The following is an 11,688-nucleotide window of genomic DNA, read 5'->3' as shown; positions in this document are numbered from 1 at the left end:
GCTGTACTTGCATATCCGTCGGACCGGGTTCACCCCTGGTCCTCGAGACGCCGAGAGGAGGCGATTCCAGTGATCATCACCAACACCAGCTCCACCAGCACCGTCAAACTGACCGATCGCTCGATCGTCTCCCTGTGCATGCTCGGCGCCTCGAACCTGGGCACCGGTCTGTCCGGCATTCGTGCCGAGCGGCCGGCCGCCCTCTCCGTTGCTCCCGCGGGCCTTCCCGTCCGTGAGCGCAGCGAGCGACCGACCCAGGCACTGGAAGCGGCAGTAGCGGCACAGGCGAAGGCCTATGCCTTTACGGCGACCGGTGCCGGATTCCGGAAGCAGACGACGCACCACCACCTGATGTGGGCCTTCCGTGGGCCAGAACCCTGGAGTGATCCAGCCTGATCTTCGATCAGGCCGGCGCCTTCAGGGCCGCGGAACCCCATCCGGGATCCGCGGCCCTTCTGTTTGTCCTCGAACGGGGACGACGGAGCGAAGGGGCCTCGGGACAAGAAAAGAACCCGGTACCAGCCGCCACTCGGCCCCACAGGGCCGGACCGACCAGACGAGGAAGACGAACCGTGCAACTCGAAGCGCACGCCCCGTCCGTACCGCCTTCCGAAACGATCCCCCCGCCCGGCCTCACGAAGGACTCCACCTTGACCCCGCTCACCGCGCTCACCGCGCTCGACGACGCCATCGAGAACCTCGGCGTACCCGTCCCCTGCCGCTCCTACGACCCGGAGGTCTTCTTCGCCGAGTCGCCCGCGGACGTCGAGTACGCCAAGTCCCTGTGCCGCACCTGCCCGCTGATCGAGGCCTGCCTCGCCGGCGCCAAGGAGCGGCGCGAGCCCTGGGGCGTCTGGGGCGGCGAGCTGTTCGTCCAGGGTGTCGTCGTCGCCCGGAAGCGGCCGCGTGGTCGCCCGCGCAAGAACCCGGTCACGGCATGAACACCGCAGGAACGATCGACCGTCCCCTCACGCAAGACCCCCAGAAGCAGGCCCCGATGAAGCCGTTCACCAGCGAGCCCGCAGGCTCCGCGACCGAAGACGTCACCACCACCGGCGCGATGGAGTCGCGTCAGAACAGGACCCGAGAGATGCAACTCATCCCAGAAGCCCTGGCTCGTGCGCATATGCACGAGCGACTGCACGAGGCCGAGCGGGAGCGCCGGGCCGTGCGCCTGGCGACCGCCCGCCGGATGCAGCGCCGGGCCGAGCGCGCCTCGCTGCGTGCCCGCCGGGCGCTCGCCATGGCCGTGATGCAGTAACCCTTCCCACCTGAAGCGGTGGCCTTCCGTCAGGGAGGCGAAGCTCTCCTCGCGGGGGTCGGTCCGTCCGAACGGACCGGCCCCCGCGGCGCGTTGTGCCGGGCGTTCCGTCGGCGGCACGTGGTTGCGGGTGGCGGAGACGCCGCCGCCCGGCGCTCACGCCTCCGCCACCGACTCCTCCGCCGTCGCCGACCCGGCCTCCGGGTCCTGGGCGAACCCCGGAAGCCACTCCTCCAACTCGTCGCGCAGGCGCACCGTCGCACCGAGCTGGCACAGCACCCCGATCGTGCTGAGTGTCACACGGTGTATCAGAAGGTAGGCGGGCGGCAGGTTCAGCTGCCTGCCCAGCTGGTGGGCGGGGGAGCGGGGGTCGGCGATCCTGGCCGCCTGGCCGCGCATCCAGTCACGGGTGAAGGTGAACTCGTCGACCCGGGCCGGCTCGATGATCGGCAGGAGGTAGTCCAGGACCGCGTCCGGGTCCAGTTCGATGGACTCCTTGACGAAGCCTTCCGCGCACAGGAGGGCGTAGACCTCGTCCGCCTCGCCGTCGAGCGTCATCCGCAGCGATTCCCCGATCGGGTCCGGCAGGCCGCCCGGAAGCCGGTCGACCGTGCCGAAGTCGAGGACACCCAGCCGCCAGTCGTCGTCACCGCCGGGACCGCCCGGCAGCAGGCGGAAGTTGCCGGGGTGCGGGTCGGCGTGCAGCAGACCGGTGCGGGCCGGGCCGGAGAAGAGGAACCGGGACAGCAACTGGCCTGCGCGGTCCCGCTGTTCCCGGGTGCCGTCGGTGATCACCGCGGACAGGGGCACACCGTCGATCCACTCGGTGACCAGGACCTGGTCGCTCTGGTGGACCACCGCCGGCACGACGACGTCGGGGTCGTCGGCGAACTCCTGGGCGTGCGCCTGCTGGGCCCGGGCCTCCAGGTTGTAGTCCAGCTCCTCGGAGACACGGTCCCTGAGCTCGGTGATCAGGGGCTTGACGTCCATGCCGGGGATGAGCGGGCCCAACAGGCGGGCGAAACGACTCAGTTGGGTGAGGTCGGACAGCAGGGCCTCGCCCGCTCCGGGGTATTGGACCTTGACCGCGACCTCGCGTCCGTCGTGCCACACCGCCCGGTGCACCTGTCCGATGGAGGCCGCCGCGGCCGGCCTGTCGTCGAACTCGAGGAACAGTTCGGGCCAGTCCTCGCCGAGCCGCTCCGCGAGCACGGAGCGCACGGTGCTGGTCGGCATCGGCGGTGCCGCGTCCTGGAGTTTGGTGAGGGCCGCGCGGTAGGGGCCGGCGACCTCCTCGGGCAGCGCGGACTCGAAGACCGACAGCGCCTGCCCGAACTTCATCGCACCCCCCTTCAGCTCGCCCAGAACCTTGAAGAGCTGCTCCGCCGTGCGCTGTTGCAGCTCACGGCCGACGATCTCCGCGGACTCGCCCACGATCCGCTTGCCCAGCCCCCAGGTCGCCCGTCCGGCGAAGCCGAGCGGGAGTGCGGCGAGCTTGGCGGTCCGGGTGACCGCCTTCCGGGGAAGATCAGACATGCGCCCTCCAAGTCCCAGCCCGCCGCGCCGCGTCCGACGTACGGCGCAACTCCTTCGATTGCCGTTGCTCCGCCATTGTCTCGCGGGGTTCCAGGTCCTCGGGGGTGTGTTCCTCGTTACCTTTCGCCGCGGCCCCGCACGGGCACGCGGAGTGTGCCCGCACCGGGCTCGCCCGCCACTGGAGGGCGGGCAGGGAAACCTCCCAGCGTGCCCCGGCGGTCGACGGGAGCCGGCCGTCGAGGAAGGCGAGCGCGTGGGCGGCCGCCAGTCCGGCGACCGTCGTCGCCAGCGTCAGGTCGCAGGCGCGGGCCCCGCGGCGTCTGCCGGAGTGCCACTGGGCGACCAGCCGCGGCCAGGTCGGGTCCCGGTCGGTGCGCGCCTCGTGCAGACAGCCGGCGCAGCCCGTCTCACCGGGCAGGACGAGCGGGCCGACCACTCCGGTCGCCTCCACGACCCCGGCGTAGAGGTGCGGGGTGCCCGAGGCGATCAGGCCCTCGGCGGCCGCCGGCGCGGGGGCGTGCACGGACACGTCGTCCCGTGGGGCGAGGATCACCAGGGAGAGACCGGGGGCGTCCGTCTCGGCCGCTGACCGGGTGCTTCCGCGGGGCGGGCGGTCCGGGGCCGCCCGCCGCACGGCACGGCGGGCGGCCTCGTCCCGGCGCTCGCCGACCGTCTCGGCCGCGAGCCCGCCCGGTGCGACGTCCCCCGCCTCCACCCGGCCGCCGTCGCGTACGCACACGTCGCCGACCCCGGCACCCGACAGCAGTGAGGCCAGCGCCGCGCCCACCCGGCCCGCGCCCCGCACCTGCACCCGCAGCCGGCGCCGGGCCGCCAGGTGCCCGAGGGCCTCGCCCGGCTCCTGCGTGGTCAGCGACAGTGACGCGAGGTCGGGGCGCAACCGGTCCAGGGCCTCCTTCCGTTCCCGCAGCGAGGCGGCGTCCGGTCCGCCCCCGCGCGCGTCGTCCAGCAGGCCCGCCCGCGCCAGCCGCTCGACCAGCCGGTCGACATGGCCGTCGGGCAGGTCCATGCGGCGTCCCTCCTCCCTCAGGAGCGCCAGCCCGCGGGTGCCGTCCAGCAGGTCGAGGAAGCTGCCCGTCGCCGTGTCCACCGGACCGAGCGTCATCGCGTGCGCCGGTGTCATCCCGAACTGCACGGTGTTCAGGTCACGCCAGCCGCGCCGCAGTGCGGGCTTCACCACCGGATGCATCGCAGACCCCCGTCCACTGGAGACTCCCCGTACGCCGGCGGAGCGGGGGCGTGGGGGCGACCTCGCTCCACCGACGCCTGCCAGCATGCCGGGTCCCTCCGAGGGCGTGCCGCAAGTTGTCCACAGGCGGCCGGATTGTTCGTATAAATCCGCCGTGCGTGGCGAACACGCGGGGGAGGCTCACCGCCGAACCGTCCCGGGACCGGGACTTCCGCCAGGCGCACCGGGTAACGTCTTGGCGTGCCCGCCGACCCACCGCACCGCGCCGGAACACCACAGCGCAGCACGACGAGCCAGCCGCCGAGCGGCTCGCTGGCGAGCGCGATCGAGGTCCGCAGGAGCACCCGGCGACGCCGGACGGTCTCCGCGTACCGCGAGGGCGATCGCACCGTGGTGCTCATCCCCGCCCGGATGTCCGAGGCCGAGGAGCGGCGCTGGGTGAGCGTCATGCTCGACAAGCTGGCCGCCCAGGAGAGCCGGCGCGTACCCGGCGACGCCGATCTGGCCGAGCGCGCCGAGCGGCTGTCGGACCAGTACTTCGACGGCCGGGCCCGCCCCGCCTCGGTGCGCTGGGTCACCAACCAGAACACGCGCTGGGGTTCGTGCACCCCGGCCGAAGGCAGCATCCGTCTGTCGCACCGGCTGAAGGGGATGCCCGAGTACGTCATCGACTACGTGCTCCTGCACGAGCTGGCGCACCTGCTGGTGCCGGGCCACGGCCCCGGCTTCTGGCGGCTGCTGGAGGCCTACCCGCGCACCGAGCGGGCCCGCGGCTACCTCGAGGGCGTGGTGGCCGCGCAGCGCCTGCCGCACCTGCCCGGCGCGCGCGGAGAGTGAGGCGGCACGCGCGACGCGTGAGGCGGACGGGACGCCCGGCCCGCGGGTCCCGCGGCACCGTCCTGCACGGGTTGTGTACCGGGTCCGTACCGACTTCGTCCGGTGTCGGAGTTTGCCGTTAGCCTGGCGCGACGCACTCGCATTCGGGATGGGGGACGGTCGTTACGCATGCCCAGGGAATTCCAACGCGGCCACAAGGCCAGGATCAGTGACCTCACGGCGGGCACGGATCTGTACGTAGGCGTGCAGATCTCCGCCCCCGGCCTGACCTTCGACATCAGCTGCTTCGGCCTCGACGCCGACGAGCGGCTCTCGGACGACCGGTACTTCGTCTTCTTCAACCAGCCGAAGTCGCCCGAGGAGTCCATCCAGCTCCTGGGCGCCCAGGCCGGCGACACGGAGTCCTTCCGCGTCACCCTGGACCGGATCCCGCCGCAGATCCGGAAGCTGTCCTTCACGGCGACCGTCGACGGCGCCGGACAGATGTCGCAGATCGGTCCCGGGTACATCCGCATCGTCGCGGGCGGCGAGGAGGTGGCCCGCTACGCGTTCGACGGCTCGGAGTTCTCCACCGAACGAGCGGTGATGCTGGGCGACTTCTACCTGAAGGACGTGTGGCGCTTCGCGGCCGTCGGTCAGGGCTTCGACGGCGGCCTGGAGGCGCTGCTGAAGAACTTCGGCGGCGAGGTCGCCGAGGAGGAGGCGCCCGCTGCCCCGCAGCAGCCGCAGGCCGCCGCGCCCGGCTTCGCCCCGCCCGCCCAGGCCGCCGCACCGCCCGCGTTCGGCGCCCCCTCGGCTCCCGCGCCCGCCCCGCAGCAGCCGCAGCCCGCGCCGCAGGGCTTCGCCCCGCCCGCCGCGGCGCCTCCGGCCGCGACTCCGCCCCCGGCCCAGCCGGTGCACAGCGCGCCCACCATCGTCGCGCCCATGACTCCGCCCGGCGGCGTCCAGGTCCCGCCGCCGGCCCCGGCTCCCGCGCCCCACGGCCAGCAGCCGCCCTACGGCCAGCCGCCCCAGCAGCCGCCGTACGGCCAGGCCGCCGCGCCGACCGCCCCCGCGCCGCCCGGCTACGCCCAGCCCCCGGCCCCGCCCGGCTACGGGCAGCCGGCCCCGCCGCCGGGCTACGGCCAGCAGCCCCCGTTCGGGCAGGTGCCGGGCCAGCAGCCGTACGGTGTGCCGCAGGGCGCGCCCCAGGCGGGCGCCGGTGTGGCCGCCGCGCTCCAGCAGTTCAAGGAGACCCCCACCGGGCAGCGCTGGACGCAGCAGAACCGGAAGATGGTCCGCGTCGACCTCGGCGTCGGCGGCCAGCCCGTGCTCGCCCGCCAGGGCAGCATGGTGCTGTACCAGGGCAAAGTGGACTTCAGTTACAAGGGTGCCGGGTTCGCGGGCCGGATCGTGGGCAACGCGACGGGCCAGGAGATGCAGCTGATGCGCTGCACCGGCCAGGGACAGGTGTTCCTCGCCGAGAACTCCACCATGCTGCACCCCATCGAGCTCCAGGGCGACGGCATCTGCGTCTCCGCGGAGAACGTCCTCGCCTTCGACGAGGGCCTCCAGTACGAGGTCCGCCGCATCGAGGGCCACGGCATCCCCGGCGGCGCGCTGTTCACCATGCAGTTCACGGGCACCGGCACGATCGTCGTGAAGACGCACGGCGTCCCCGTCGTCCTGCCGGTCACGCCCACCACCTTCGCCGACTGCAACGCCGTCGTCGCCTGGTCGGCCGCCTCGCAGGTCGTCGTCTCCAGCCAGGTGCGGATGCGCCGCAACGCCTACCCCGGCGACACCGGCGAGAGCGTCAACCTCCAGTTCCGGGGCGCGCCCGGCAACTTCATCGTCGTCCAGCCGTACGAGGTCTGAGGGAGCCCGTCATGAACCAGCCACTCGCGGGCTACGCCTCCGCACCCGTCACCGCCCGCATGGAGAACCACGGCAACCACATGCTGAAGGTCGCCATGCAGACCGGGAACGACCTCTTCGCGCGCGTGGGCTCGATGGTCGCCTACGAGGGCTTCGTGCAGTACGAGCCCAACCCGCCCGCCGTGCGCCAGATCGCGCGCGACTGGATGACCGGCGAGGGCGCCCCCCTGATGAAGTGCTCCGGCGACGGCCTGCTGTACCTCGCCGACTACGGCGCCAACGTCGTCGTGATCAACCTCAACGGCGACGGCATCTCGGTCAACGCCACCAACCTGCTCGCCTTCGACGCGCATCTCACCTGGGGTGTGGAGCGGGTCAAGGGGCTGGCGAAGTTCGCCGGCCAGGGCCTGTGGAACACGAAGATCTCCGGGCAGGGCTGGGTCGCGCTGACCTCCCGGGGCAAGCCGATCGTCGTGGACTGCGGCGGCGGCGAGAACGAGACGTACGTCGACCCCGACGCACTCGTCGCCTGGTCGCCGAACCTCAAGGTGAAGGGCAAGCGCAGCTTCAGGGCGCAGTCGCTCATCGGCCGGGGCAGCGGCGAGGCCTACCAGATGGCCTTCTCCGGTGAGGGGATCGTCGTCGTCCAGCCCAGCGAGGACAGCACCGACCGCCTCCGGATCCGGGGCTGAGGGGGAGCCAGAGTCACCATGCAGAGCCCGCTTTTCGCCTACAACGACCAGCCGACCCAGGAGCGGTGGAGCCTGCAGAACAAGCAGATGCTCCGTGTCGCCCTGGAGGGCCACGACGACGTCCTCGCCCGCAAGGGCACCATGGTCGCCTACCAGGGCCTCGTCGAGTTCGACGCCGAGTTCCAGACCAACAGCCAGTCACGCGCGCGTGCGCGCACCGGCGAGGGCCTGGACCTGATGCGCTGTCACGGCCAGGGGACCGTCTACCTCGCCAACCTCGCCCAGCACGTCCACCTGGTGGACGTGGAGAACGACGGCCTGACCGTCGACAGCAGCTACGTGCTGGCGATGGACTCCTCGCTCCACCACGAGGTCATCGCCGTCGACAGCCTCTACGGCATCTCCGGTTCCGGGAAGTACCAGCTCAACATCACCGGCCGCGGCCGGGTGGCCCTGATGACCTCGGGCGCCCCGCTGATGCTCCAGGTCACGCCGGACAAGTACGTCAACTGCGACGCGGACGCGATCGTCGCCTGGTCCACCGGGCTGCGGGTGCAGATGCAGGCCCAGACGCACTCCTCCGGGGTGTGGCGCCGGCGCGGCAGCACCGGTGAGGGCTGGGAACTCAGCTTCATGGGCACGGGCTTCGCCCTCGTCCAGCCGAGTGAGCTGCTCCCGCCGCAGAACGCCCAGATCGGATCCGGCCTCGCCGCCCAGTACGGCATGGGCCAGCAGGGCGCGCGCGGGCAGAACCAGGGCAACGTCTGGAGCTGACCGCTTCCGCACGGTCCCGCACCGTCCGGGAAGCGAACGCAAGGGGCGACCGTCCAGGCGGTCGCCCCTTGCACGTTCGCGCTCACCGCCGTGTCACACGTCCCGGCTCGAACGCGTCGCGCGCGCTCACAGTCGCGCGCGGGTCGCCTCCAGTAGGCGTACGACCGACTCGTCCGCCACGTCCGCGACCTCGGCGTACGGGAACCAGCGCAGGTCGAGGGACTCGTCGCTGATCGTCTGGGTGGCGCCGGCCGGGGCCACGGCCGCGTACTGGACGTCGAGGTGCCAGTGGCACGGGGCGGGGATCGGGTGGCGGTCCAGACGGACCGGGCCGCCCGGCAGCGGCGCCAGGCCCGCGATGCCGGACTCCTCGGCGGCCTCGCGCAGGGCGGCCGCCTCCAGGGAGACGTCCTGCGGCTCGCAGTGACCGCCCATCTGCAGCCACATCCGCAGCTTCCTGTGCAGGGTCAGCAGCACCCGCCCCCGGTCGGGGTCGATCACCAGGGCGCTCGCGGTGAGGTGTCCGGCCCCGCAGGCCTTCCACATGCCGTCCGGGTGGGCCTCCAGGTGCTCCAGGTAGACCTGGCGCAGCGCCTCCTGGCCCTCGTACCGCTTCAGGACGAGGACCGCGTCGTCGTGCAGGCTCACTCGGTGCCGTCGCCCTCGCCGTCGGTCTCGTCGTCCTTCTTCAGGTCCGGCTTCTCGCCCGAGGAGCCGCTCGCCGCCTCGCCGAGCATCTTGTCCCACTCGGAGAAGTCCATGTGCTCGCGGTGCACGAAGCCGTCCGGGTCGTCCAGGTCGGCGGCCGTCGGCAGCATGTCCGGGTGGGCCCACAGGGCGTCGCGGCCGTCGACACCGCGCGCGTCCGTCAGCGAGGCCCACAGCCGGGAGGCGTCGCGCAGCCGGCGGGGGCGCAGCTCGAGGCCGATCAGCGTGGCGAACGTCTGCTCCGCGGGGCCGCCCGAGGCGCGGCGGCGGCGCAGGGTCTCGCGCAGCGCGTCCGCGGACGACAGACGCGGCTTGGCGGCCGCGTGCACCACCGCGTCCACCCAGCCCTCGACCAGGGCCAGCGCCGTCTCCAGACGGGCCAGGGCGGCCTTCTGCTCCGGGGTGTCCTCCGGCTGGAACATGCCCTGCTGGAGGGCGTCCTGCAGCTGCTCGGGATTCTGCGGGTCGAACTGTCCGACCACGTCCTCCAGCTTGGCGGTGTCGACCTTGATCCCGCGCGCGTAGCCGTCGACCGCGCCGAACAGGTGCGAGCGCAGCCACGGCACGTGCGCGAAGAGACGCTGGTGGGCGGCCTCGCGCAGGGCGAGGTAGAGCCGCACCTCGTCCTTGGGCACGCCGAGGTCCTTGCCGAACGTCTCGATGTTCACCGGCAGCAGCGCGGCCCGGCCGGCCGGGCCGAGCGGCAGGCCGATGTCGGTCGAGCCGACGACCTCGCCCGCGAGCACGCCGACGGCCTGCCCGATCTGGGAGCCGAACATCGCGCCGCCCATCGAGCGCATCATGCCGATCAGCGGGCCGGCCATGGCCTGCATCTCCTCCGGCAGGACGTCGCCCATGGCGGCGCCGACCCGCTCGGCGACCGGGTCGACCAGCTCCTTCCACGCGGGCAGGGTCGCCTCGACCCACTCCGCGCGCGACCAGGCCACGGCCGAGCCGGCGCCGGACGGCAGGGAGGTCACGTCGTCCAGCCACAGGTCGGCCAGACGCACGGCCTCCTGCACGGCGGTGCGCTCGGCGGGGCCCACGCTCGTGTCCTTGACGCCGTCGGCGGTGCCCTGGGAGACGGTCTGGCGGGCGATCTGCTTGGCCATGTCCCAGTTCACCGGGCCGCCCTCGTACGAGAGCATCTGGCCCAGCTGCTGGAACGCGGCACCCAGGTCGGTGGGGTTCAGCGAGCCGAACATGGCTGCGAGCGGATTGTCGGCACCCGGGCCGCCGAAACCTCCGGCGCCGGGCAGCCCGAAACCGAACGGGCCGGCCGGTCCCTGACCACCGCCGCCCTGCGGGTCCTTCTTCTTGCCCTCGTCGCCGTCGTCCGGCTCCTCCGGCGGAAGGCCGAATCCGAATGGGGTGTCACTCACGGGGTTCCTCGGCTGGTAAGGCCACCGGCTCTCGTCCGGCGGCGCGGCTGCCCTGTAACACCACCCAGCGTAGACACCCCGGCTCGATCGGGCCTCGGTGCTTCGCCGACTCTCGGCCTGCGGCAGGATGGATGCCACCTGGTACGTACGCGTCACTCGCGCTCGTATGGAAAACAACCGCTGGAGACACCTGGTGAGTTCCCCAGATCCGCAGGTTCGCGCAGCGCGAAACCACTCGACCCCGGCCGGCGGCCGGGGGCCCGTCGTCGCCGTCACCGGCGCGGCGACCGGAGTGGGTGCGCTGCTCACCGAGCGCCTCGCCGCGTCGGACGAGATCAAGCAGGTCGTCGCCATCGACGAGCGACGGGGGGAGTGCGAGCCGGCCCAGTGGCACATCCTCGACGTCCGCGACCCGGCGATCGCCGACAAGCTGCGGGGCGCGGACGTGGTGGTCCACCTCGCGCTCGATCTCGACCTGGGGAGTGACAGCGCCGCCCGGACGGCGTACAACGTGCGGGGGACGCAGACGGTGCTGACCGCCGCCGCGGCGGCCGGGGTGCACCGCGTGGTGCTGTGCACCTCCGCGATGGTCTACGGCGCGCTGCCGGACAACGAGCTGCCGCTGTCGGAGGACGCGGAGCTGAAGGCGACGGCCGAGGCGACCGGCGTCGGCGACCTGCTGGAGATCGAGCGGCTGGCGCGGCGCGCCCCGCGGGCGCACCCCGGGCTCAACGTCACCGTGGTGCGGCCGGCGGTGCTGGTGGGCGGTACGGACACCGCGCTGACCCGGTACTTTGAGTCGCCCCGCCTCCTGGTCGTCGCCGGGTCACGGCCGGCCTGGCAGTTCTGCCACGTGGAGGACCTGTGCAGCGCGCTGGAGTACGCCGTCCTGGAGAAGGTCGACGGGGAGCTGGCCGTCGGGTGCGACGGCTGGCTGGAGCAGGAGGAGGTCGAGGAGCTCAGCGGGATCCGGCGGATGGAGCTGCCGTCGGCGGTCGCGCTGGGCGCCGCGGCCCGGCTGCACCGCATCGGGCTCACGCCGTCTCCGGCGGGGGACCTGGCGTACACGATGTACCCGTGGGTGGTGAGCGGCAGCCGGCTGCACGATGCCGGGTGGCGGGCGAAGTGGACCAACGAGGAGGTGCTCGCGGAGCTGCTGGAGGAGGTGTCCGGACGGCACACGGTGGCCGGCCGGCGGCTCGGCCGCAAGGACGCGACGGCCGCGGGCGCCGCGGGCGCGACGGTCGCCCTGCTGGGCGCGGCAGCCGTGGTGCGCAGGGCGCGGAAGGCGCGGCGGAGGTGACCGGACGGCGCGTCCGGACGGCGCGGCGCGGAGGCGACCACGAAGCGCGGCGGTGACAGGGGGCGCGCGGACGGGCCCGGCCCCCGGCCGCCGACGGCCCTGACGCGGCCCCGGCCCGCGGACGACGAACG

The 11,688-nt window shown here is 73.0% G+C and carries 12 protein-coding genes; 8 read left to right on the top strand and 4 right to left on the bottom strand.

The genetic code is table 11. The features are described from left to right. Nucleotides 1-69: 69 nt before the first annotated feature. The 3 genes from ACH4F6_RS10590 (at nt 70) to ACH4F6_RS10580 (ending at nt 1,261) form a co-directional block, all read left to right on the top strand. Entirely contained in the window at nt 70-396 is a 327-nt protein-coding gene (locus tag ACH4F6_RS10590) for a hypothetical protein (protein ID WP_397959547.1), read from the top strand. 176 nt (nt 397-572) lie between these two features. Next, nucleotides 573-941 carry a WhiB family transcriptional regulator gene (locus tag ACH4F6_RS10585; RefSeq protein ID WP_397959546.1) on the top strand — a complete coding sequence of 123 codons (369 nt, stop codon included), beginning with the start codon at nt 573-575 and terminating at the stop codon, nt 939-941. Then, a complete protein-coding gene (locus ACH4F6_RS10580) occupies nt 938-1,261 on the top strand; it encodes a hypothetical protein (protein ID WP_397959545.1) in 324 nt (107 codons plus the stop codon). The genes ACH4F6_RS10585 and ACH4F6_RS10580 overlap by 4 nt, the downstream gene beginning before the upstream one ends. 156 nt (nt 1,262-1,417) lie before the next feature. On the opposite strand, the gene ACH4F6_RS10575 is transcribed toward ACH4F6_RS10580, so the two are convergent. Further along, nucleotides 1,418-2,797, bottom strand: a complete 1,380-nt coding sequence (locus ACH4F6_RS10575; RefSeq protein WP_397959544.1) for an ABC1 kinase family protein — start codon at nt 2,795-2,797, stop codon at nt 1,418-1,420. Next, nucleotides 2,790-4,004 carry a TOMM precursor leader peptide-binding protein gene (locus ACH4F6_RS10570; protein WP_397959543.1) on the bottom strand — a complete coding sequence of 405 codons (1,215 nt, stop codon included), beginning with the start codon at nt 4,002-4,004 and terminating at the stop codon, nt 2,790-2,792. The genes ACH4F6_RS10575 and ACH4F6_RS10570 overlap by 8 nt, the downstream gene beginning before the upstream one ends. Before the next feature lie 240 nt (nt 4,005-4,244). Between ACH4F6_RS10570 and ACH4F6_RS10565 the strand changes: the two genes are divergently transcribed. The 4 genes from ACH4F6_RS10565 (at nt 4,245) to ACH4F6_RS10550 (ending at nt 8,164) form a co-directional block, all read left to right on the top strand. After that, nucleotides 4,245-4,841, top strand: coding sequence for a M48 family metallopeptidase (locus ACH4F6_RS10565; RefSeq protein ID WP_397959542.1), 597 nt, complete (start codon nt 4,245-4,247; stop codon nt 4,839-4,841). 168 nt (nt 4,842-5,009) lie between these two features. Further along, the gene (locus ACH4F6_RS10560; RefSeq protein WP_397959540.1) at nt 5,010-6,698 is read left to right on the top strand and encodes a TerD family protein; all 1,689 of its coding nucleotides are present in this window, start codon (nt 5,010-5,012) and stop codon (nt 6,696-6,698) included. 11 nt (nt 6,699-6,709) lie between these two features. Further along, nucleotides 6,710-7,390 (top strand): AIM24 family protein, encoded by a 681-nt coding sequence (locus ACH4F6_RS10555; RefSeq protein ID WP_397959539.1) that lies wholly within the window; start codon nt 6,710-6,712, stop codon nt 7,388-7,390. 18 nt (nt 7,391-7,408) lie between these two features. After that, a complete protein-coding gene (locus tag ACH4F6_RS10550) occupies nt 7,409-8,164 on the top strand; it encodes an AIM24 family protein (RefSeq protein ID WP_397959538.1) in 756 nt (251 codons plus the stop codon). Nucleotides 8,165-8,290: 126 nt separating this feature from the next. On the opposite strand, the gene ACH4F6_RS10545 is transcribed toward ACH4F6_RS10550, so the two are convergent. Together ACH4F6_RS10545 and ACH4F6_RS10540 are read right to left on the bottom strand one after the other, a co-directional pair. Continuing rightward, nucleotides 8,291-8,812 carry an NUDIX hydrolase gene (locus ACH4F6_RS10545; protein WP_397959537.1) on the bottom strand — a complete coding sequence of 174 codons (522 nt, stop codon included), beginning with the start codon at nt 8,810-8,812 and terminating at the stop codon, nt 8,291-8,293. Then, nucleotides 8,809-10,254 (bottom strand): zinc-dependent metalloprotease, encoded by a 1,446-nt coding sequence (locus ACH4F6_RS10540; protein WP_397959536.1) that lies wholly within the window; start codon nt 10,252-10,254, stop codon nt 8,809-8,811. The genes ACH4F6_RS10545 and ACH4F6_RS10540 overlap by 4 nt, the downstream gene beginning before the upstream one ends. Nucleotides 10,255-10,447: 193 nt before the next feature. Here ACH4F6_RS10540 and ACH4F6_RS10535 point away from each other — a divergent pair, with 193 nt between their 5' ends. Beyond that, entirely contained in the window at nt 10,448-11,557 is a 1,110-nt protein-coding gene (locus ACH4F6_RS10535) for an SDR family oxidoreductase (protein ID WP_397959535.1), read from the top strand. Nucleotides 11,558-11,688: the final 131 nt, after the last annotated feature.

Origin of the sequence: Streptomyces sp. NPDC017936 (assembly GCF_044328485.1) — a bacterium.
Lineage (GTDB): Bacteria > Actinomycetota > Actinomycetes > Streptomycetales > Streptomycetaceae > Streptomyces.
Note: the sequence above shows the minus strand (reverse complement) of the source record. Positions and strands in the feature narration are given on the sequence as shown.

Excerpts from the sequence above, each read along its gene's own strand:
- ACH4F6_RS10555 (WP_397959539.1), top strand. The coding sequence starts at position 6,710 with ATGAACCAGCCACTCGCGGGCTACGCCTCCGCACCCGTCACCGCCCGC.
- ACH4F6_RS10575 (WP_397959544.1), bottom strand. The coding sequence starts at position 2,797 with ATGTCTGATCTTCCCCGGAAGGCGGTCACCCGGACCGCCAAGCTCGCC.
- ACH4F6_RS10580 (WP_397959545.1), top strand. The coding sequence starts at position 938 with ATGAACACCGCAGGAACGATCGACCGTCCCCTCACGCAAGACCCCCAG.
- ACH4F6_RS10570 (WP_397959543.1), bottom strand. The coding sequence starts at position 4,004 with ATGCATCCGGTGGTGAAGCCCGCACTGCGGCGCGGCTGGCGTGACCTG.
- ACH4F6_RS10550 (WP_397959538.1), top strand. The coding sequence starts at position 7,409 with ATGCAGAGCCCGCTTTTCGCCTACAACGACCAGCCGACCCAGGAGCGG.
- ACH4F6_RS10560 (WP_397959540.1), top strand. The coding sequence starts at position 5,010 with ATGCCCAGGGAATTCCAACGCGGCCACAAGGCCAGGATCAGTGACCTC.